The following is an 18,403-nucleotide window of genomic DNA, read 5'->3' as shown; positions in this document are numbered from 1 at the left end:
CGGTTCGGACAGGGCACGTTCCGCCTCTTGCGATGTTCCGGCGGTTGCCGGCGGGGCTCTTGACTTTACCGCGCCGGATCGCCGCCAATACCGTATAGCCGTGTTGCGGCGCGGCGGTCCGAGAGGCCGCACCGCGCCCAGGCCGCAGCTTGGCCCTGACACTCCGCATAGCTTGTCCGGGTTTCATGCTGCGTATGCGGCCAATCACTGCCCCAGACGACATGGCCCGGGGGCAGCAGGTTCAGCAACGCCAAGCCATGCGGGCGGATGTCGAAAGGCCGCCTGTAGGGCGCCGCGAACTTGAAGAAAAGCGCCTCGCGGTCCGCAAGACCGGCCACGGCGCGGACCAGCGGGTCCTTCGACGCATCCGGCTCTGACGGGAGCCCGAAATGATCGACCACGAGATCGACGCCCAGGTCCGTCAGCGCGGGCAGAAGCGGCGCCAGGGCCGGCCCTTCCAGATGAATCTCTAGATGCAGGCCAAGCGCGCGTAGCTTTGCGATTAACCCCTGAACCGACGGGGCTTTCAGATCCGGCACGGGCGCGCCACCGACAAGGTTCCACCGGACGCCGCGCATGCCCGCGGCGGCCAGCCTCTCCAGCTCTTCGGCATTGGCATCCAGCGCGACAACCCCGACTCCGGCGAACCGTGTCCTGTCCAGCCCGGCCAGGGCCGAGCACATCTCGGAATTGTCGGTGCCCAGGAAACTGACCTGAACGATCACGCCGCCGCCGAGGCCGCGGGTCGCTTGGTGCCCAAGCCACTCCGACAGCGGCGCGGGGTGATCCGGCACGTATCTGGCGCCGGACACAGCGCGCACCGTTTCATAGACATGAGCGTGACAGTCGAACTGAATCATGGGCGCCTCCTCAAAATCATATATATGACTAGTTGACTGGAGGGGTCAATCTGGCTTATCGCTTGGAAAGGGAGGACAACGATGATTGATGGATTCGCAGCCGGCGACATGCGGCTTCCGGCCTACATCCGGCTCCGCGACAGCTTGTCTTCGCGCATCGCGCGGGGCGAATGGACGCCTGAGACGCCGATCCCGTCCGAAGGTCGGCTCGCGCGGGAGTTCAAGGTGTCCGTCGGCACCGTGCGCAAGGCGGTGGATGGGCTGGTTGACGAAGGTCTGCTGGAACGGCGCCAGGGCTCTGGCACCTATCTGCGCGGACCGTCCTTCAACGCCACCCTGTTCCGGTTCTTCGCGATGCGCGAGAGCGACGGCTCTGCCCCCTCGATCCCCTCGAGCCAGTTGATCCTGCGCAGCGCGGTCAAGGCGCCGCAAGCCGCGGCGGCCGCGCTCGGGACCGACGAGGTCATCAAGATCGTGCGCCTGCGCAGCCTGTCCGACCAGCCCGTGCTCTTCGAGGAGATCTACATTCCGACCGCGCGCTTTGAGGGATTCGAAACGCTGCCCGAACCGGCCCTGGGGCCCCTGCTCTACCCGCTTTACTTTGAACACTTCGGCGTGCTGGTGAAGCGCGCCACCGACGAAGTGTCCTTCGGCACGGCAAACGAAACCGTCGCGCAGCAGTTGCGCATTCAGCCGGGCGACCCGCTCGCCATCATCGAACGCACCGCCTTTGACATCGAGGATACACCGATCGAATGGCGCATCGCGAGCGGCAGTGCTCTGGGCTTCCGCTATCGCAGCGAAATCAACTGACCCAATACACCTGATCATCAAGGGAGAGAGATCATGACTATCAAGGCAACCTTTGTCAGCCTCGCGGCCGCCGCAACCCTGGCGACACCCGCATTCGCCGAATATCCCGAACGCACCATCGAATTGACGATACCCGCGGGGGCCGGCGGCGGCACCGACACCAGCGCCCGGAAACTGGCGCTTCTGCTGGAAGAAAAACTCGGCACGTCCATCGCCATCCTGAATGTGGGCGGCGGCGGCGGTTCGGTGGGCGCATCGCAGTTCATGCAGGCGAAACCGGACGGCTATTCGCTGTTCGCGACCTGGAACAGCCCGCTGACCACAGTTCCGCAGGTGCAGAACGTGGCCTATTAGCTCGACAGCTTCACTCCGATCGCTTCGACTTCGGAAACCGCCTACACGCTCTGCGTCAAGACTGACTTCCCGGCGACGACGGGCGAGGAATTCCTGGCGGAGCTCAAGGCGAACCCCGGCAAGTACACCTACGGCAACGACGGCATCGGCGGCACCATGCAACTGGCCGCGGAACGCATCTTCCAGGCGCAGGACATTCAGGCCGTGGCCATCCCCTTCGGCGGCGCGGGCGAGACACTTCAGAACTTTCTCGGCGGTCATGTCGACATTTACGGCGGTTCGATCTCGACCGTGCTGCCCTACGTCGAGAACGGCGAGGCGAAATGCCCACTGGTGACTTCTGCCGCCGACGTCCCCGCCCTCTCCGGGGCTTCGGGTCTCGAGACGCTTGGCATGGCCGACAAGGAAACGCTGCTGTGGCGGGCGATCCTGGGCCCGAAGGACCTCGATCCAGAAATCGTCGCCAAGCTGGCCGCGACCATCGACGAGGCCGTGAACGATCCGAGCTATGTCGAATTCCTCGCCACGAAGGGCGAAGTCCCGAACGTAGTCAAGGGAGACGCCCTCGGCGCCCGTCTGCAGTCGGAATACGACGCGCTGGCCGAAGTCTCCAAAGCCCTCGGTCTGTAAGCAATGGAAAAGCGTCAGGATATCGTCGTCGGTCTGATCTTCTCGGGGATCGGCTTGGGCGCCGCTTGGATGGCTACCGAGTACCGCGGCGCCAGCGGGAATTATCCAATGGCCCTGGGCCTGATCCTGACGCTTCTCGGCGCGGCGGTGGTGATCAAGGTGATCCGCTCCGCCCGCAACGAACCGCGCCCGCTGGTCGACGCGCCCGCACAGATGATCATAGCCACCGTGGTTGCCGCAGTCTACGTGGCGGCTGTGGTGCCGCTGGGGTTCTACACGGCCTCCTTCCTGGTGATGCTGGCCATGCCGCTGGCCCTGGGGTTCCGCAGGATCGTCTATGCGCTGGTCGTGGCGGCGGTCTTCATCATGCTCGTGTACCTCGTGTTCTCGGTTCTTCTCGACAAACCGCTTCCACGCGAAGCGATCCTGTCCCTTCTGACGGCAGGGGGATGACATGGACTTTTACGTGAACGCCTTCACCCAGGTCATGGCCTTCGGGCCGCTGACGGCCATGCTGGGTGCCACGCTGCTTGGCGTCTTTATCGGCGCGCTGCCGGGACTCAATCCGGTCATGGCCATCGCGCTGCTGCTGCCCCTGACCTATTCCATGGATCCGCTGGTGGCGCTGGCCATGGTCGCGGGTATTTATAACGGGTCGATGTACGGCGGCGCGATCCCTGCGATCCTGCTGCGTATTCCCGGCACACCCGCCTCCATCGCCACCACTTTCGACGGTTTTCCGATGGCCGACCGGGGCGAAGCCTCCAAGGCGCTCAAGATCGCCTGCTGGTCGTCGGCCATCGGCGGCATCGCCAGCGCCATCGCGCTGATGACCATGGGGCCGATCCTGGCGCGGCTGACGCTCTTCTTCGGGCCGGCCGAATATTTCTGGATCGCGATTTTCGGCATGGCCTCGGTCGGGGTCATGGTGGGGTCGGACCCAATCAAGGGCATCATGGCCGCGGTGCTCGGCCTGCTGATCGGCACCATGGGCATCGACAATCTCTCTGGCCAGGCGCGTTTCACCTTCGGGCAAACATGGCTCTTGGGCGGGCTCGACCTGATCGTGGTGCTTGTCGGCCTCTATGCCCTGCCCCCGGTTCTGCAGTTGGCGGAAAAGCGGGACCTGATGGGCCTGTCGGCGGCGCAGCTGAAGCTGGCTGATGCGCCCTTTGCGAAAGGCGAATTGCGCGGCCTGTTCCCCACATGGCTGCGCGCCTCGGGCATCGGCGTCGGCATCTTGCCGGGCGCGGGCGGCAACATCGCCGCTTTCCTCAGCTACAACGCGGTCAAGAACGCCTCGGACGATCCCGACAGCTTTGGCAAGGGCAACCCGCAGGGCGTGCTGCTGGTGCCGGCGATCCTGATCCTGATGTGCGTGGGAGTCTACGTCATCAATGGCAGGATGGTCGACCTCTGGGTGATGCTGGGGGCCGGATTGACGGGGTATTTCCTTGAAAAGGTGAACGTGCCGTTGGCGCCGATCATCCTTGGGATGATCCTTGGCCCCATGGCCGAACAAAGTATCCGCCGCGCGCTCCTCATAAGCCGGGGCGATCCGACGGAGTTGTTCACACGTCCCCTCTCCGCCGTGCTCGCGGTCCTCACGCTTCTGATCGTCATCTGGCCGTTGATCAGGGTGCTCCGCCGCCGTCGGAGCACCGACATTCCCCCGACCACCTGAGCGGCAGCGGCTCTGAAGCCGCTGCCCGCGCTCTTGCGCATCGACGGTCAGCGGCCAGGCCTCGAGCGTCTCCGTCGCCACGTCCGTCTCTTCCGGGCACGCGTGCTTGCCGGCGCATTCCTCTTCGAGCGCTCGGTGCCCGGCAAGTTGCTTGGCATGCGCCGCGCCTTCCTCATCCGTCATCGGCGCCGGGTCTCCGCCTTGTCGGCGCAAGCCTTGGCTGGCGTCAGGACGCGAGCCGAGCGAAATCTTGGTCCATTTGCTGCCCTCCGGTGTTGTGGCTTCGGCCGCAGCCTGAAGCTTTTCGGTGACAAGAGGTCCGAATGGGGCAAGGGCCGTTGGGAAAAATTTCCGGCGCTGCTTTACGAGGAAAGTCAGGGCCTGGGATCGGCGATGGCCAGCGGGGATTTCGAACTTGACGGTCACGGGACATTCAACATCCCGAACGGGCCGGGCACTCAGGCTCTGGATCGGCCCACCCCGGGCGCCGGAGGCCACTTTCCCGATCGCACATCCCGAGGCCCTCAAAACTCACCCCTTTCCCTGCCCTCGACCACGACACAATGGCGATAGTTCACAGCTGTGAACTCCGGCGCGGGATTGTCTTTACCGAGGACGTTCACAGCTGTGAACTTCATGCCGCGCTCCGTCTGCCAAAGAGCGCCATGACCATCGGTCCACAAGAGAATTCACCCGCTGCCGCCTTCGCCGATAGTGCCCGCAAGTAGCCGCCGGGCGATCTGATGTCCGCAAAGCGTTCCAGCATTGCCACTACAACGATAGATGCCTGTTCCGGCCCCATGCATCGCTGAGCCTCCTCCCAGACCGACGAGCTGATGCCCATGGCTGGCCGAATATGGCATGCCGCATCGAAGAGTTGGTGCCAGTGTCGGACCTCTCCGTCATAGAACGTCTTGAGCGAGGGGCAACTTGTGGTGACCAGATGCAGCGGGATCTTTGGCTTTGGCTGCCGATCAAGATCTTCAACGCTCGTCTCAGGCGTTCCGGTCGGGTCATCTGGAACGCCGCCTGCTTCCTTGCCTTTTTCCAAGCCGCGTTCAAATTCTAAAGATTCTTTATTTGAATTATGATGGTGATGCTCAATCCGGACATCACTGGTGATCATTTCTTCTGTTTCAGGGCCGTCGATGACGTTGCGTGCCTGGTCGAGCAGGGCTTCAAGCGCTTCTCGATACTGCTCCAGATCACCAAGCCGCAACTTGCGTCGAAGGGCGCGGGCGGTCAGGGCGGCGGTGTCGCGCAACTGATCCCACAGGCCGAGGCTCGGCTGCATCTGCTCACCGAATTCGGCCAGTGCCGCGAGGTCCCGGCGCATGAGGCTCACAACTTCCCGAAGCCGCCTGACACGGTTCTCCGCTTCGCGCACGGCTTCCGCCGCCCGCCCGATCTCTTCGGAGCGGCAATAGAGCGGGGAGAGGTCGAAACCGAAGGCCACGCGCTCGTCGCCATATTTGCGGACGTAGCGCTTTCCGTTTGGACTGTCGCGCCGCACAAGCAGACCGGCATCGATCAGCCGGCCGAGATGACGCCGCATCGTCGAGCACGGCATGCCGTTCAGCCGCTCGCAGATCGCCTTGTTGGACGGAAAGACGACCATCTCGGCATTTCCACCAAGCGCGTCGTCTGGAAAGAAGCTGAGAAGCCCCTGAAGCACCGTCAGATCGCGTTCGGAGACGCCAAAAGCGGCCTGGGCCTTGGACAGCTCCCGAAGAAGCTCCCACTTATTGATCGGCTTGCCCGGTGGCGATCCCTCGGGCGTCTCGATCACACTCAGATGGGCGTGCGAGATCGGCCGCATAAACGGCGAAATCGGTGTGTATTCCATGATTTCATTCACGAAGGCATAGAAAAACGGTTCCGCGAATCACATATGACTTGCGGTTTTTGCGCTGGCCCATTACCTTGAAAGTGCAAAGATCAAAGTCTGGGTCTCGTGGAGCGCAAGCTTTGCGGGACCTTTTCTTTAGCCTGTGTCGTGCCTCCTTTTCATTGCTGCTCTTCCTCTCCTCACGACTCGCGCTTCCAACGCGCGTGAAGCTCTTGAACGACGTCCTGCGCCTGGCTTTCGAGCCAATCTGCAAAGCCGTCGTCCACATGTGTCAGGTCCAGACGCACGCCTCGGGCTGACTTCTTGATCGTGCCTGCTGATACCCCGCCGATCATCAGCGCCTTTGCTTTAGAGCGCGATTCCCCGCCCCGCGCTTGACCGGCGGGTTTCCTGAGGCGGCGCGCTACGGCCTCGAACGCCGCCACCGATGGATCGGCTTGTGGTTCCTCGGCGTCATAAGGTTGTTCGCCGGCGGCGGCCTTGTCGCGCGCATTCAGAGCGATCTGACAAAGTTCACCCGGATCGATCCGACCGTCGGAAAGCTCTTTGGCCAGCGCCTCCCACCGCGGCCGACCGACCCCATGGGCCGGCCCAATCGCCTGAGCGAGTTCGGCACCAACTGCCTTGGCGACCGAGACCGACATCGACACCGCCGAGCGGGTCACATTCAGGACCTCCGCGATCTGCGCCTGGGAGCCAAAACCGCTGTCGAGGAGGTCGTGTGCGAAAAGCGCACGCTCGATATAACTGAGATCGCGCCGACCGGTGTTTTCCGACACCTGGGCGCGAAGGGCAGCGCTGTCATCGAGATTTGCGATAAGCGCGCGGACTTTGTGTACCTTGTCGGATCTGCGGATCGCCTCCAGCCGTCTGCGTCCGTAGACGAGAAGGTAGCGACCGCTTTCGGTGTGATGGCGCCGCACGAGGATGGGCACGGTCTGCCCGTTCTGTTCGATCGAGGTGCGAAGGTCGTGCACATCCTCGGGATCGAGCCGGTCGGCCACCCGGCCGTCTTCGATTTCGTCCGGATCTAGCTCCCAGACATGATGGGCATCGACGGCATCGCGGGCCGAGCGCAAGGCCCGGTTGGTTGACATCATGCTGCCCGGCGCAGCCGGTGTTCCCGCGGTTGCCAGACTGTCGAGCATGGACATGCGCTTTTTCTTGCTTGCCGTCATGGCCGTCCCCAAGTCTGTTGAATGAGATGAGAAATTTCGTCGTTTACCGCGTTCAGGCTTTCGATGGCCCGATCGTAGGTGCTGCGCGTGAATGCGCTGCGCTCGACTTCATAGAGGGTCTGCTTGGTCAATCCTGCGTCGGAAATCGCGGTGGATTTGAGCATGGGGGCGTTCAGAACCTTGTCGCCATACATCGTGCGCAGAAACGCCACGACGCGGTTCTGGGGCGCGTCGGTCGGCTCGTACCGCGTCAGGAGATAGCGCATCCAGTCGTGGGACATGTCGGCCCCGCTGTCCGCGATGACATCCATCAGATCGGCCGTCATCCGGAGGAACTGGCTCATCGACATGACGTCGAGCATTTCAGGGTGGATCGTCACCAAAACACCCGTCGCGGCCGACAACGCGGACATGGTCAGAAACCCGAGCTGCGGCGGGCAGTCGATCACGACGACATCGTATCGGTCATCGACCTGGGCCAGAGCTTCTTTCACGCGGAAGAAAAACAGGCCGGCGTTGCCTCGGGCGAGCGCGCGAGGCGTCTCGTGCTCGAACTCCATCAACTCGAGGTTGCCGGGGATCAGATCGAGATTCGGGATGTATGTTCTGCGGATGACGTCCGCGATCGGGACGGGGTCCTCGTAGCGGATCGCATCGTAGAGCGTGCCGCCGTCCAGCAAGTCAAATTCGGGCTGAACCCCGTGCAAGGTGGTCAGCGACGCCTGTGGATCGAGATCGATTGCAAGAACCCGGTATCCCTTGAGGGCAAGCCGCTGAGCCAGATGCGCCGACGAGGTCGTCTTTCCCGAGCCACCTTTGAAATTCATCACGCCGATGACCTGTAGGTGATCACCCGGACGGCGACCGGGAAGGTAGTCACCTGGCTTCCGCGCCGTCTTTTCCAGCAATGCTCGCAGGCTCTGAATGTCTTCTGCGGAGTAATGCCGCCGGTTTCCCGATGTAATCTCGGGCGAGGGCCCCTTGCCATCCAGGTGCAGCTTCCTGAGATAGGAATCGTTGACGCCCAACAACGCCGCAGCTTCACCAGAGGTGAATTTGCGCATAGACTTTGACGCATCGGGCGGAAACAGACTCTCGCGTTGCGAGTGCAGTTGGGCCGCGAGCAATTCGGAATGTTGTCGGATGACAGCATTCAGGTCTTCCTGTACGTCGTCTCTGCTCATCTGCCCTCTCGCGCCCGCGGCGTGTTCACGGATTTCGGCGTTTAGCCGCCCTTTTCCGTGACTATTGCCGAAGGAGTCAGATTCGTGCAAGCTTTTTCTAGGTTTAGTGCCCTTGCCCAGATCGAACACAAGTCACGGCATATCTGGTCAAGATGTTTGATTTAACCCCGGGAAGGATATACATATTAAGAAGTATATCATTTCCTTGGAGGTAAAGATGCAGGTTGCAAAATGGGGCAACTCCCTTGCTGTCCGCCTACCCGCGGACCTGGTGCGCAAGCTCGGACTGAAAGAGGGTGACCAGATCGACCTGCTGGCGGACAACGGTGCTCTGAGGGTGCAACGCCAACCCCGTGCTGACGAGGTGCTCGAAGGGCTGCGCCGGTTCCGGGGCAGGTTGCCCGCCGAAGAGCGGTTGAGCCGCGACGCCGCGCATGAGCGCTGAGTTCGTCGACACGAATATCGTCCTTTACCTGCTGGATGACGGACCCAAGGCAGATCGTGCCGAGGTGATCCTGGGACAGGGGCCGCGGATCAGCGTACAGGTCCTGAACGAAGCGATGGTGAATTGCCGACGCAAGGGGGGCCTCAGCTGGGATGAGACGGCCGCGTTCCTGGCGGGTGTCCGGGCATTATGTCAGGTCGAGGATCTGACCGTTCAGACGCACGAGGTCGGGCAAGCCTTGGCGGAACGTTATGGTTTCTCCGTTTATGACGCGATGATCGTTGCCGCGGCACTGATCGCGGGCTGCACGACGCTCTACACCGAAGACATGCATCATGGGCTTTTGGTGGAGGGGCAACTTCGGCTTGTGAATCCGTTCGCGGAAAACGCCTGACTTAGAGCAACTCGGACCTTTCGGCCCGTTCCAGCGGCATCCTGACCGATGAACGCTGCCGGCGTGTGCGTCGGCGCGACGTGGGTTCGTTCACGGTGCCCAGCAGGCGGCTTTGTGTGCAACGGTGGTGGCGGGGCAGGGGGCCATTGGCGACCGGCTCCGGGATGCGGGCAAGGACAAGCCGCGTGCGATTGCCGGCCAAGGCGTGCTCTTCGAAAATCCCGACGCATCCCGCAGAACGCAGGACCGGGGCAGGGGGCTGATCCTTGCATCAGATCCGCGCATTGCCGATCCGCCGGATAAAACCGGGAGCTGTGTTTCCGGGCCTCCGCGCAACAACGACCGTAGGCTGATGACTATAGACCGGCGGCCTTGGTCAGGTTCACCCGGAACCGGTCCCGGCGGCGTTGATAGCGGCGGGTCATCTCGGCCGAAGCGTGTCCGAGCTGCTTCTGGACATAGCGTTCGTCGACTTCCGCGGAACTGGCGAGACCGGCGCGCAGGCTGTGTCCAGAGAAGAGGGCGAGCCGGTCCTTCTCGGGCAGATCGGACCGGATGCCGGCATCGAGAACCGTGCGCTTGATCAGCCGCGCGACATGCTTGTCGTTCAGCCGGGTTTCCGTGACGCGCTTGCCATCCCGCGAGGTGCCGACGAAGACCGGGCCGAAGTCGATCTTGGCAAAGTGCAGCCATTGTTCCAGCGCGTGTACGGGACAGGTCTGTTCGGACGTGCCGCGGCCGATCTCGACCTCGCGCCAGCCTGTCTTGGCGTTCAGCGTCAGCAGGGCGCCTTTTTCGAAGATCTCGACCCATCCGCCCGAGTCCGGCGTGTCGTCCTTATGGACATCGAGGCTGACGATTTCGGACCGGCGCAGGCCTCCGGCGTAGCCGAGGAGCAGGATTGCGCGATCCCGCATCCCGCGCAGATCGTAGGGCAGGGTGGCGACCATCGCGCGGATGTCTTCCGCCAGGATCGCTTCCTTCTGAACCGGCGGTCGCGCGCGCTTTCGCTTGATTCCGGCCAGCACCGTGGCGATGTGTCGGTTCTTGCGATCAAGGGAAAGGCCGCGCTGTGCATAGTTCCAGGCGAGACCGGACAAGCGTCGGTCAATTGTCGAAACAGAGAGGGGTCGGGACGCCGACTGCGACGGGAAGGGGCCCGATCCGGAGGCCAGATCCGCGAGATAGAGCCCGATCATTTCCGGTGACGGAGGCAGCGCCTCCATGCCCTTCATCCGGCACCAGCGGGTAAAGTGCGCCCAGTCCTTCGCATAAGCTTTCAGTGTGTTGTCCGAGGCCGCGGCGCGTGCATAGTCGCGCGCCGTGTCCACCAGTCGATCGAGCGTCCCGGATCCGGCGACATGGGCGGGCAGGGCGATGTCATCGCCTTCTTCTTGATCTCTCTCGTCGATGCGAGCACCATCCGGCTCACCAGAGGGCGCTAACGTCGATTGCTCGGTCTCTGAGGGCATTTTCCAGTGACTCCGGCGGTGAAATTGAACTGTTCCGCAGTATATCCTTTGGTGTCCGATAAGGCAATGTTATTGGACATAAATAGATCCCGCAAGGCGGGGCGGTTTTTGTGCTATTTTCTGAAAGAAAGCGCCGCTGAAGCGTAGGCTTCGGGCATGACATTTGCAAAGCTGGATCACATCAGCGACCCCGGCACGTTATCCCGGATGCCTGCCTGGGTCACCTCCGCGCGTGCTGAAACCCTTGAAGATGTTGCGTTTTTGTCGGGCGCGGCGCTGAGCCACCTGCATGTTGTGGTAGGATGCGCGGACGTACCCCACGCCTTGTTGCGGGACCGCACGACCGGCGCCATCGGCCCCATGCACCTGAAACACATTCTTCGCCAGATCGGGCCCGATCGTGATAATCTCCGACATGGCCGTCCTCCTATGTGGATCGTTGCAGTCCCACCTTGGCACATCGATGCCGTCGGGGGGCTGTCACATCATCAAAGCCCCTTCGACGTCTCGTGTCCGGGTTGCAGGCTTTGGACCCGGAGCGCGAGTGTCGCCGGTCGTCCCGGGCGCCTGCGATATGCGACGGTCAAGGTTGCGAAGCGGGCTCCAGGGTCGGCAGGCGGCCTGTTCGGCTCGGTAATCTGTTGTGCGACGCTCTGGGGCAAGCTTCAACCGACAAGCAGCGCCGACACTGCAACCCATCCGACAGTCTCGGACACGCTCTGCACGGCGCCCAGGACATCTCCGGTCTGACCCTGGATGCGTTTATAGGCCAGCGATGCCAGCAGAGCCGCGGAAAGGGCCATGACCAGGAGACCGGGCAGGATGGATGGGCCCAGCATCAGCGCACAAAGCGCCGTTGCCAGCGCGCCGAAAACAAAGGCCTTCGCGGAAACACCGGATGCCGTCCGTCCAAGCCCGTCAGTGCGCGCCGGGGGCACCCAGATCAGCGTCGCCAGCATCAGCAGCCGACTGGCCAGCCCCAAAAGGACAAAGGCCGCCAGCGACGCTTGCGGGCCGAGCTGGGCCAGAGCGGCGGCCTTCATCGCGATCATCAGGACCAGCGCAACCACACCGTAGCTGCCGATACGGCTGTCGCGCATGATCTCAAGGCAATGGTCCCGGTCGCGCCCGCCGCCGATCCCGTCGGCGAAATCGGCAAACCCGTCTTCATGCAAGCCACCCGTGACCCAGGTCGCCGCCGCAAGTGCCAGCAAGGCCGCAAGAGCGGGCGCGAGCCCAAGCGCAAGACCGCCCTGCAGAGCGGCCCAGCCGACGCCGCCGGTCGCGATCCCGACGAAGGGAAACGCCCAGGCCGACGCCGCAAGCGTCGGAGCCGGGTCCGGCAGCCGCCCCATCGGCACCCGAGTGAGCATCATCATGGCCAGACGGACCTGGTGCAGGCGGTCCATGGCTATCGCCCACCCGCGCCAGAAAGCTTCGTTCCATTGGACCAGCGGCCAACGATGCACTAACAATCAAACCGGACCACCCGATGGGGGCAGACCACGGCCAGCTCATCGAACCTGACGGAGACGAGATGGTTGGCGGTGCCCTTGCCCGAGCCCGAGAACGTCACCCTGCGCGGTTATGCCTTGGCGGCGGCGATCAGGTCGTCGAGCGTCTGAAAGGGGCTGTCCGCTTTAACGACAATTGCGTCGGGCGTGTAGTGGAACATGTAGAAGTTGGTGATGTCTTCGGTTTCAAAGCCGACATTTCCCTGCTTGGGCTTCACGATGGTGTGGGGCAGGTTCACACCCATGATACCGATCCGTCGGCGGCCATGGAATTGAGTTGCGACCAGCCGACGGCACCACCGCCACCCGGCTTGTAGGATACCACGAGTTGCTCGCCGTAGAGCTTTTCGAAGAATGGCTGCTGGAAGCGCGCCGTGATGTCGGATTCGCCGCCCGGTCCGAAGGATATGATGTAATCCACCTTGCCCGGCGGAAAGTCCTGCGCCTCGACCGCGGGGGCCTGCAGGAGCCCGGCCGTCATGCCGATCATTGCGGCCAAAAGTGTCGTTTTTCTCATTGGTTTCCTCCCTGTCAATTGGGTGTGTCCGGCAGGCTCAGGCGCCTGCCATGGCCTCTATCTCCTCCATCAGGTGCCCTGGGACGGTCACGCAGTCTCCTCCACGCGATGCACGGCGTCCCTCCAGACGCCTCTGGCCAGGCAACCGGGTGCCCTTTTGTGACGAGATGGCGGCGATGAGTCCTTCTAGGCGCGCCGCGAAGTCCGGCGCGCGGCCGGTATCGAAGGCGAGGATCATCTGGCCGACACCGGGGGGGGCACCCTCGGCATCGAAAAGGATGTGGCTTCGTCGGATCGGTTGGCCCCGGTCAACGTCGCTGCAAGGATTTCGACGACCAGCGCCAGGACGGCGCCTTTCGCGTCGCCCGCGGGGACCATCGTGCCGTTCAACGCGGCGGCAGGGTCGGTCGTCGGGTTGCCGTCCGCGTCCAGTGCCCAGCCTGCGGGGATCGCTTCGCCGGCCTTGGCGGCGGCCATGATCTTGCCACGGGCGACCTTGGACAGCGACAGGTCGATGACCAGTGGCGGATGCCCGTCGCGCGGCGCGGCGAAGGCGATCGGGTTCGTGCCGAACAGGGCCGCGTTCCCGCCCCAGGGGGCCATCGCCTTGGGCGTGTTGGCGACCATGAGCGCGATGCATCCGGCTTCGGCGAGCTTTTCGACATGTGCGCCAAGCTGCCCGCAATGATGCGAACGCCGGATCGCTGCCATGGCCACGCCGTTGCCGCGTGCGAGCGCGGGAAGCGCATCGAGCGCCAGGTCGATGGCGGGAAAGGCCAGGCCGCAGCCTGCGTCGATGTCGATTCGCGCGCCTCTGATTTCGGTTGTCGGCACATGGGTGCCGGCGATCTTGCCGCTGCGCAGCTGTGCCGCGTAGGACGCCACGCGGGAGAACCCGTGCCCCTTCTGTCCGTCGATCTCGGCCGCGACCAGGGCGCGCGCCGTGCTCGCGGCGCTCTGTTCCGATGCCCCTGCCGTTTCAAAGACGCGGGCGACGATGGCCTCTGCCTCGTCTCGTGGCAGGGTCTTGTCAGGTCCGGGCATGCGCAAGCTCCTGGCGGACATTCTCGATCGTCACCGCGCTGACCCGGACATTGGCCTCTTGCGTGACGCCGGCGATATGCGGGGTCAGGACGAGATTTGGCACGCCGTCGAAGATCGCCCCGCTTTCGGCGGGCAGCGGTTCATCTTCGAACACATCCAGTGCCGCGCCGCCCAGGCGTCCGTCGCGCAGTGCGGCGGCCAGGGCCTTCTCGTCGATGATCCCTCCGCGCGCGGTATTGATCAGGATGGCCTTCGGTTTCATGCGGTCGATCGCCTCTCGGTCGATCAGGCCGCGAGTCCCTTCGGTCAGGGGTACATGCAGCGACAGGACATCTGCAGTCGTCAGCAGGTCCGGCAGCGTGCAACGCGTGACGCCCTGCCAATCGGGGTTGTCCCGGGCAAGAAAAGGATCGTAGGCGGCAATCTACATGCCAAGCGCGCGGGCCCGTTCGGCCACGGCGCGGGCGATCTCGCCAAAGCCGACCAGCCCCATGGTCCGGCCTGAGGCATCAGCGCGTTGCGGGGCGATTCTCCCGCGACCATCGCGGCGTTCGAGGTATAAGCTCCGCGCACAAGCATAAGCGTCGCGGAAATCACGTATTCCGCCACCGAAAGCGTGTTTGCTCCGGTCGCCGGTTTGACCCGCACGTTGCGGTCCTTGCAGGCGTCGAGGTCGATGTTATCGAGGCCGACCCCGAGCCGTCCCACGACACGCAGGTCAGGCGCTGCAATCAGCAGCGCCTTGTCGACCTGTGTCCGGTTTCGGACGATCAGTCCGCAGGCCCCCGCGAGCGCGCTGAAAAGCGCGTCGCGGTTGTCGACCAGCGTCGGATCGTACAGCATCTCCACGTCCGGCCCGACGCCCTGAAGCGCGGTTTCGTCCATGAATTCCGACACAACGATCTTCATGATCAGGCCGAACGGTAGAGTTTCGTCATCGAGAATTCATGGTGTCCCAGGGCCTCTGCCGCGGTGTTCCGGCCGTTGGCCGTGCGGATGATCATCTTGATCAGCGCGTCGCCCGCTTCTTCGATGGTTTGCTCGCGGGTCCGCACGCCCGTCACGTCCACGTCTATATGTTCGGACATGGTGCGCAGGGTGCGCGGGTTGCCCGAAATCTTGATCACCGGAACGATCGGGTTGCCGACCACGTTGCCCTGGCCCGTAGGGAAGGAATGGATGACATAGCCACCGGCAGCCATGAGCGTGTCGCATTCCGCCGCGGCCGACGAGCTGTCCATGAAGTAGAGCCCCGGCCCCTTCGACGGAGCTTCCGCAGGTCCCATGGCATCGATATAGCTCGAGGTCTTGCCGATCTTTTCGAGGTTGCCGAGCGACTTTTCCTCGATCGTGGTCAACCCGCCGAGGATGTTCCCCTTTGTCGGCTGACTGTCGGACAGGTCGGTCACGCGATGGTGCGCGTCAATCCACCGGTTCGACGACCGGCTTTCCGGGCGCCGAGCGGTAGACCAGCCGCGCCTCCACCGATGCGGCATGGGCATCGGCCTGCGCGACCAGCGCGCCATGATGCGGCGACTTGATGCATACCGGGTCGGTTGCCGAGGCATCGCCCACGATGGCCATGGCCTGGCACCGGCAGCCGCCGAAATCGACGGTCTTGCGCTCGCAGGATTTGCAGGGCTCCGACATCCATTCGGTGCCGCGATAGGCCTGGAACGCCGACCCCTCGTACCAGATATCGCGCAGCGGGGTATCGCGCACGTTGTCGAAGGTCAGGTGCGGGATCGACTCCGCCGCGTGGCAGGGCAGGACCTTGCCATCGGGCGCGACGTTGAGGCCGGTGGTGCCCCAGCCGCCCATGCAGCGTTTGGGATAGTCGGAATGGTAATCGGCGGGCACGTAGTCGATCACCAGCGTGCCCTTGAGCCGCGCCCGCGCCTCGGTCACGATCCGGTCGGCCTCTCGCGCCTGTTCGCGGGTGGGCATCAGCGTGTCGCGGTTCTTGAGCGCCCAGCCGTGGAACTGCACCGTCGCCACCTCGATCCGGCGGGCACCCATCTCGACCGCCATCTCGATGGCGCGGGGCAGCTGGTGCAGGTTACGCCGGTGCAGCACGGCGTTCAGCGTCAGGGGAAAGCCGATGTCGGCGATCCAGCCCGCGACCTTCATCTTGCGGTCGAACCCGCCGCGATAGCCGCCGATTTCGTCCGCCATGGCGGCATCGGTGCCCTGCAGCGACAGTTGCACGTGATCGAGCCCAGCCTCGTCCAGCGCCTTGAGACGCCGTTCGCTGAGGCCGATGCCCGAGGTGATGAGGTTGGTGTAAAGCCCGGCATCCCGCGCGGCGCCCACCAGCTCTTCGAGGTCGCGGCGCGACGCGGGTTCGCCGCCCGAGAGGTGCAGTTGCAGCACACCCAGATCGGCGGCCTGCCGGAACACGGATTTCCACGTCTCGGTGTCGATCTCGCGCTCCTGCAACGCCAGCTCGATCGGGTTCGAGCAGTAGGGGCAGGAGAGGGGGCACCGGTGCGTCAGCTCCGCCAGCATCGCGATGGGCGGGCGGATGGCAGGTGTTTCGGCGGTCATCAGCGTACCTCCAGAAAGCGTCTGTCCTTGAGCGCGCGCAGGAAGCCAGCGCTGTCCTGGGCGATCTCGTCAGGTGACGCGTTGTATTTCGCGGCAAGCGCTTCGGTGATCGCGCCGAAGCTGCGCTCGCCGTCCAGTTCGGTCAGGATTGCGTGGCCGATGGCGTCCAGCGTGATCGCCCGTTCGGGCGCCAGAAGGACCCAGGCATCGCGCACGCGGTCGCGGTGGACCCGCACGCCGCGCGGCAGGTAGGGGACGTCCTCGGGTTGCATCATGCGGCCTTTGCGCCGGCCAGACCCTCGCCCGGCTGCCAGGCGCCCGGCGGTATCCGCGCGGGCGTCACATAGGCGGAGTAAAGCGCGTCGAGCTGCGACCAGAGCACGTCGGTCTTGAACTCCAGCGCCTTGGCGGCAGCGTCCTGCTTTTCCTGCGTGTCGGCATGGTCGAGCACCCAGGCGAGGCCAAAGGCCACGTCCTTGGGGGCCTCTTTCAGGCGGTTCTGGAAGTACGACAGCGACGAGTCGTCGGCAAAATCGTAATTCTTCAGCAGTCCAGCGATACGGTCCTTGTGGATCTTCGGCGCGAATAGCTCGGTCAGCGACGCGGCGACCGCTTCGAGCAGGGACTTTTCCCGGACGAACCGCACGTAGGCATCCACGGCGAATTTCGTCGCCGGCAGCACGCCATCGGTCGAGGCGACATAGTCGCGGTCCAGCCCCACTGCCTCGGCCAGCCGCAGCCAGCGCTTGATGCCGCCCTCGTTCGTGTCGGTGCCGTCGTGATCCTCGATCCGGCTGCGCCATATCTTGCGCATCGCGGGATCCTCGAGACGCGACATGAAGGCCGCGTCCTTCATCGGGATCGAGTGCTGGTAGTAATAGCGGTTGATGACCCAGGCGCGCACCTGGTCCGGCGTGCAGTCGCCACCGTGCAGCATGTCGTGGAACGGATGCTTGTCGTGGTAGCGCTCGGCGCCGATCTGGCGCAGGCGGGCTTCGAAATCCTCGCGGGACTGGGTCATAGGGTGATCTCCATTCCATCCTGTCCGATGATCCACCCGGCGGCTTCGGCTTCGGCCCGTTCGGCCGAATCCGGGCACAGCACCGGATTGGTGTTGTTCATGTGCACATAGACACGTCGCGCTACGTCCAGATCCGCAAAGGCGGCGATGGAGCCGTCTTCGCCCGACATCGACATGTGGCCCATGCGCTTGCCGGTCTTCTGGCCCAGGCCGGCGCGGACCATTTCGTCATCCTGCCATAGCGTGCCGTCGAAGAATACGGTCGAGGCGCCGTTCAGACGGGCGCGCAGATCGTCGTTCAGCATCGCGCAGCCGGGGATGTAGTAGGCATCCTTGCCGCCCGCCTGCAGATGTACGCCCACGGTCTGGTCGCCGATCAGGTCGGTCTGCACCTCTTCGCCCTCGAGGTAGAGCGGCACCTTGCCCGGCACGGCAAAGAGCGTCGCGGTCAGCCCCGGCGCAATCTCGACCGGCTGGTCGAGGGCCACGGTCTGGCGCGGCACCACCGAGGCGTTGAGCGCGGCGAAGATCGGATTGGCGTCGAGCACCTCGTGTATTCCGGGCGTGGCAAAAACGGTGAAAGGCTGCATTTCCCGCAGCGTCAGCAGACCCGCGACGTGATCGATGTCACCATTCGTCACCAATACCGACCGCAGAGGCATCTCGCGCAGCCCGGTGGGGTGGAGTACCTCGGCATCGGCGAGCTGTTGGCGGATGTCCGGTGACGCATTCAGGATCGCCCAGTCGGTGCCATTGGCAGACACGGCGAGCGAAGATTGCGTCTGTGAGGGGATTGCGCCCGTCCGGGCCAGGTTGCAGTTGTCACAACCGCAGTTCCATTGGGGCAAGCCGCCACCAGCGGCTGCCCCAAGGATGCGCGCGCGGAATGTCATTCAA

Annotated in this window: 21 protein-coding genes and 2 pseudogenes; 7 read left to right on the top strand and 16 right to left on the bottom strand. The window is 63.8% G+C overall.

Translation table 11 applies throughout. From position 1 onward, the window contains the following. Positions 1–65: 65 nt before the first annotated feature. Positions 66–860 (bottom strand): amidohydrolase family protein, encoded by a 795-nt coding sequence (locus DU478_RS18535; protein WP_114512453.1) that lies wholly within the window; start codon positions 858–860, stop codon positions 66–68. A gap of 81 nt (positions 861–941) precedes the next feature. Between DU478_RS18535 and DU478_RS18530 the strand changes: the two genes are divergently transcribed. The 4 genes and pseudogenes from DU478_RS18530 (at position 942) to DU478_RS18515 (ending at position 4,341) form a co-directional block, all read left to right on the top strand. Further along, the gene (locus DU478_RS18530; RefSeq protein ID WP_114512452.1) at positions 942–1,673 is read left to right on the top strand and encodes a GntR family transcriptional regulator; all 732 of its coding nucleotides are present in this window, start codon (positions 942–944) and stop codon (positions 1,671–1,673) included. A 33-nt stretch (positions 1,674–1,706) separates the two neighbouring features. Further along, positions 1,707–2,657: pseudogene (locus tag DU478_RS23740) on the top strand (tripartite tricarboxylate transporter substrate binding protein). Between the two features lie 3 nt (positions 2,658–2,660). After that, positions 2,661–3,110 carry a tripartite tricarboxylate transporter TctB family protein gene (locus tag DU478_RS18520; protein WP_114512451.1) on the top strand — a complete coding sequence of 150 codons (450 nt, stop codon included), beginning with the start codon at positions 2,661–2,663 and terminating at the stop codon, positions 3,108–3,110. Position 3,111: 1 nt separating this feature from the next. After that, positions 3,112–4,341, top strand: a complete 1,230-nt coding sequence (locus DU478_RS18515) for a tripartite tricarboxylate transporter permease (protein WP_114512450.1) — start codon at positions 3,112–3,114, stop codon at positions 4,339–4,341. Between the two features lie 634 nt (positions 4,342–4,975). Here the strand turns inward: DU478_RS18515 and repC are convergent. The 3 genes from repC to repA all read right to left on the bottom strand — a co-directional run bounded on the left by repC (position 4,976) and on the right by repA (position 8,552). Continuing rightward, on the bottom strand, positions 4,976–6,187 hold the full coding sequence (repC, locus tag DU478_RS18510) for a plasmid replication protein RepC (protein ID WP_114512449.1): 1,212 nt from the start codon (positions 6,185–6,187) through the stop codon (positions 4,976–4,978). 182 nt (positions 6,188–6,369) lie between these two features. Then, positions 6,370–7,368 carry a plasmid partitioning protein RepB gene (repB, locus tag DU478_RS18505; protein ID WP_114512448.1) on the bottom strand — a complete coding sequence of 333 codons (999 nt, stop codon included), beginning with the start codon at positions 7,366–7,368 and terminating at the stop codon, positions 6,370–6,372. Further along, complete coding sequence (gene repA / locus DU478_RS18500) at positions 7,365–8,552, bottom strand: plasmid partitioning protein RepA (RefSeq protein ID WP_114512447.1); 1,188 nt, start codon at positions 8,550–8,552, stop codon at positions 7,365–7,367. The genes repB and repA overlap by 4 nt, the downstream gene beginning before the upstream one ends. A gap of 217 nt (positions 8,553–8,769) precedes the next feature. Here repA and DU478_RS18495 point away from each other — a divergent pair, with 217 nt between their 5' ends. Further along, positions 8,770–8,997 (top strand): AbrB/MazE/SpoVT family DNA-binding domain-containing protein, encoded by a 228-nt coding sequence (locus DU478_RS18495; RefSeq protein WP_114512504.1) that lies wholly within the window; start codon positions 8,770–8,772, stop codon positions 8,995–8,997. After that, positions 8,987–9,391, top strand: a complete 405-nt coding sequence (locus DU478_RS18490) for a PIN domain-containing protein (protein WP_114512446.1) — start codon at positions 8,987–8,989, stop codon at positions 9,389–9,391. Before DU478_RS18495 ends, DU478_RS18490 begins: the two co-directional genes overlap by 11 nt. Positions 9,392–9,747: 356 nt before the next feature. Here the strand turns inward: DU478_RS18490 and DU478_RS18485 are convergent, their stop codons facing one another. Continuing rightward, the gene (locus DU478_RS18485) at positions 9,748–10,863 is read right to left on the bottom strand and encodes a tyrosine-type recombinase/integrase (protein ID WP_114512445.1); all 1,116 of its coding nucleotides are present in this window, start codon (positions 10,861–10,863) and stop codon (positions 9,748–9,750) included. Positions 10,864–11,019: 156 nt separating this feature from the next. On the opposite strand from DU478_RS18485, the pseudogene DU478_RS18480 reads away from it, so the two are divergent. Then, positions 11,020–11,202, top strand: a pseudogene (locus DU478_RS18480) (DUF1403 family protein); the annotation flags it as partial. Positions 11,203–11,528: 326 nt separating this feature from the next. On the opposite strand, the gene cobS reads toward DU478_RS18480, so the two are convergent. The 11 genes from cobS to pqqB form a co-directional block, all read right to left on the bottom strand. Further along, on the bottom strand, positions 11,529–12,272 hold the full coding sequence (gene cobS, locus DU478_RS18475; protein WP_114512444.1) for an adenosylcobinamide-GDP ribazoletransferase: 744 nt from the start codon (positions 12,270–12,272) through the stop codon (positions 11,529–11,531). 176 nt (positions 12,273–12,448) lie between these two features. Then, the gene (locus DU478_RS23395; protein ID WP_233501418.1) at positions 12,449–12,622 is read right to left on the bottom strand and encodes a tripartite tricarboxylate transporter substrate-binding protein; all 174 of its coding nucleotides are present in this window, start codon (positions 12,620–12,622) and stop codon (positions 12,449–12,451) included. Beyond that, positions 12,613–12,894: a type 2 periplasmic-binding domain-containing protein gene (locus tag DU478_RS23390; RefSeq protein WP_233501416.1), complete on the bottom strand. Its 282-nt coding sequence runs from the start codon at positions 12,892–12,894 to the stop codon at positions 12,613–12,615. Before DU478_RS23390 ends, DU478_RS23395 begins: the two co-directional genes overlap by 10 nt. Positions 12,895–13,128: 234 nt before the next feature. Beyond that, positions 13,129–13,938: an Ldh family oxidoreductase gene (locus tag DU478_RS18465; RefSeq protein ID WP_233501415.1), complete on the bottom strand. Its 810-nt coding sequence runs from the start codon at positions 13,936–13,938 to the stop codon at positions 13,129–13,131. Beyond that, positions 13,925–14,362: an NAD(P)-dependent oxidoreductase gene (locus tag DU478_RS23385; protein WP_446307359.1), complete on the bottom strand. Its 438-nt coding sequence runs from the start codon at positions 14,360–14,362 to the stop codon at positions 13,925–13,927. Before DU478_RS23385 ends, DU478_RS18465 begins: the two co-directional genes overlap by 14 nt. Then, positions 14,281–14,823, bottom strand: coding sequence for a hypothetical protein (locus DU478_RS23805; protein ID WP_446307333.1), 543 nt, complete (start codon positions 14,821–14,823; stop codon positions 14,281–14,283). Before DU478_RS23805 ends, DU478_RS23385 begins: the two co-directional genes overlap by 82 nt. A gap of 26 nt (positions 14,824–14,849) precedes the next feature. After that, positions 14,850–15,347 carry a hypothetical protein gene (locus DU478_RS18455; RefSeq protein ID WP_325048107.1) on the bottom strand — a complete coding sequence of 166 codons (498 nt, stop codon included), beginning with the start codon at positions 15,345–15,347 and terminating at the stop codon, positions 14,850–14,852. Between the two features lie 13 nt (positions 15,348–15,360). Continuing rightward, positions 15,361–16,485, bottom strand: coding sequence for a pyrroloquinoline quinone biosynthesis protein PqqE (pqqE, locus tag DU478_RS18450; protein ID WP_114512443.1), 1,125 nt, complete (start codon positions 16,483–16,485; stop codon positions 15,361–15,363). Next, positions 16,485–16,757: a pyrroloquinoline quinone biosynthesis peptide chaperone PqqD gene (gene pqqD / locus DU478_RS18445; protein ID WP_114512442.1), complete on the bottom strand. Its 273-nt coding sequence runs from the start codon at positions 16,755–16,757 to the stop codon at positions 16,485–16,487. Before pqqD ends, pqqE begins: the two co-directional genes overlap by 1 nt. Further along, a complete protein-coding gene (gene pqqC / locus DU478_RS18440; protein WP_114512441.1) occupies positions 16,757–17,506 on the bottom strand; it encodes a pyrroloquinoline-quinone synthase PqqC in 750 nt (249 codons plus the stop codon). Before pqqC ends, pqqD begins: the two co-directional genes overlap by 1 nt. Then, positions 17,503–18,399, bottom strand: coding sequence for a pyrroloquinoline quinone biosynthesis protein PqqB (gene pqqB / locus DU478_RS18435; RefSeq protein WP_114512440.1), 897 nt, complete (start codon positions 18,397–18,399; stop codon positions 17,503–17,505). Before pqqB ends, pqqC begins: the two co-directional genes overlap by 4 nt. Between the last annotated feature and the right edge of the window lie 4 nt (positions 18,400–18,403).

The sequence above is a fragment of the Thalassococcus profundi genome (assembly GCF_003344785.1).
Classification (GTDB): domain Bacteria; phylum Pseudomonadota; class Alphaproteobacteria; order Rhodobacterales; family Rhodobacteraceae; genus Puniceibacterium; species Puniceibacterium profundi.
This window is presented reverse-complemented; position numbering and strand designations above follow the sequence as displayed.

What these genes read in the sequence shown, in the direction of transcription:
- pqqB (WP_114512440.1), bottom strand. Translation starts at nt 18,399, where the DNA reads ATGACATTCCGCGCGCGCATCCTTGGGGCAGCCGCTGGTGGCGGCTTG.
- repC (WP_114512449.1), bottom strand. Translation starts at nt 6,187, where the DNA reads ATGGAATACACACCGATTTCGCCGTTTATGCGGCCGATCTCGCACGCC.
- pqqE (WP_114512443.1), bottom strand. Translation starts at nt 16,485, where the DNA reads ATGACCGCCGAAACACCTGCCATCCGCCCGCCCATCGCGATGCTGGCG.
- DU478_RS18485 (WP_114512445.1), bottom strand. Translation starts at nt 10,863, where the DNA reads ATGCCCTCAGAGACCGAGCAATCGACGTTAGCGCCCTCTGGTGAGCCG.
- pqqC (WP_114512441.1), bottom strand. Translation starts at nt 17,506, where the DNA reads ATGACCCAGTCCCGCGAGGATTTCGAAGCCCGCCTGCGCCAGATCGGC.
- DU478_RS23390 (WP_233501416.1), bottom strand. Translation starts at nt 12,894, where the DNA reads ATGAGAAAAACGACACTTTTGGCCGCAATGATCGGCATGACGGCCGGG.
- DU478_RS18530 (WP_114512452.1), top strand. Translation starts at nt 942, where the DNA reads ATGATTGATGGATTCGCAGCCGGCGACATGCGGCTTCCGGCCTACATC.
- DU478_RS18520 (WP_114512451.1), top strand. Translation starts at nt 2,661, where the DNA reads ATGGAAAAGCGTCAGGATATCGTCGTCGGTCTGATCTTCTCGGGGATC.
- repA (WP_114512447.1), bottom strand. Translation starts at nt 8,552, where the DNA reads ATGAGCAGAGACGACGTACAGGAAGACCTGAATGCTGTCATCCGACAA.
- DU478_RS18465 (WP_233501415.1), bottom strand. Translation starts at nt 13,938, where the DNA reads ATGCCCGGACCTGACAAGACCCTGCCACGAGACGAGGCAGAGGCCATC.
- DU478_RS18535 (WP_114512453.1), bottom strand. Translation starts at nt 860, where the DNA reads ATGATTCAGTTCGACTGTCACGCTCATGTCTATGAAACGGTGCGCGCT.
- DU478_RS23395 (WP_233501418.1), bottom strand. Translation starts at nt 12,622, where the DNA reads ATGGGTGTGAACCTGCCCCACACCATCGTGAAGCCCAAGCAGGGAAAT.
- DU478_RS18495 (WP_114512504.1), top strand. Translation starts at nt 8,770, where the DNA reads ATGCAGGTTGCAAAATGGGGCAACTCCCTTGCTGTCCGCCTACCCGCG.
- DU478_RS18515 (WP_114512450.1), top strand. Translation starts at nt 3,112, where the DNA reads ATGGACTTTTACGTGAACGCCTTCACCCAGGTCATGGCCTTCGGGCCG.
- pqqD (WP_114512442.1), bottom strand. Translation starts at nt 16,757, where the DNA reads ATGCAACCCGAGGACGTCCCCTACCTGCCGCGCGGCGTGCGGGTCCAC.
- cobS (WP_114512444.1), bottom strand. Translation starts at nt 12,272, where the DNA reads ATGGACCGCCTGCACCAGGTCCGTCTGGCCATGATGATGCTCACTCGG.
- repB (WP_114512448.1), bottom strand. Translation starts at nt 7,368, where the DNA reads ATGACGGCAAGCAAGAAAAAGCGCATGTCCATGCTCGACAGTCTGGCA.
- DU478_RS18490 (WP_114512446.1), top strand. Translation starts at nt 8,987, where the DNA reads ATGAGCGCTGAGTTCGTCGACACGAATATCGTCCTTTACCTGCTGGAT.
- DU478_RS23805 (WP_446307333.1), bottom strand. Translation starts at nt 14,823, where the DNA reads ATGGACGAAACCGCGCTTCAGGGCGTCGGGCCGGACGTGGAGATGCTG.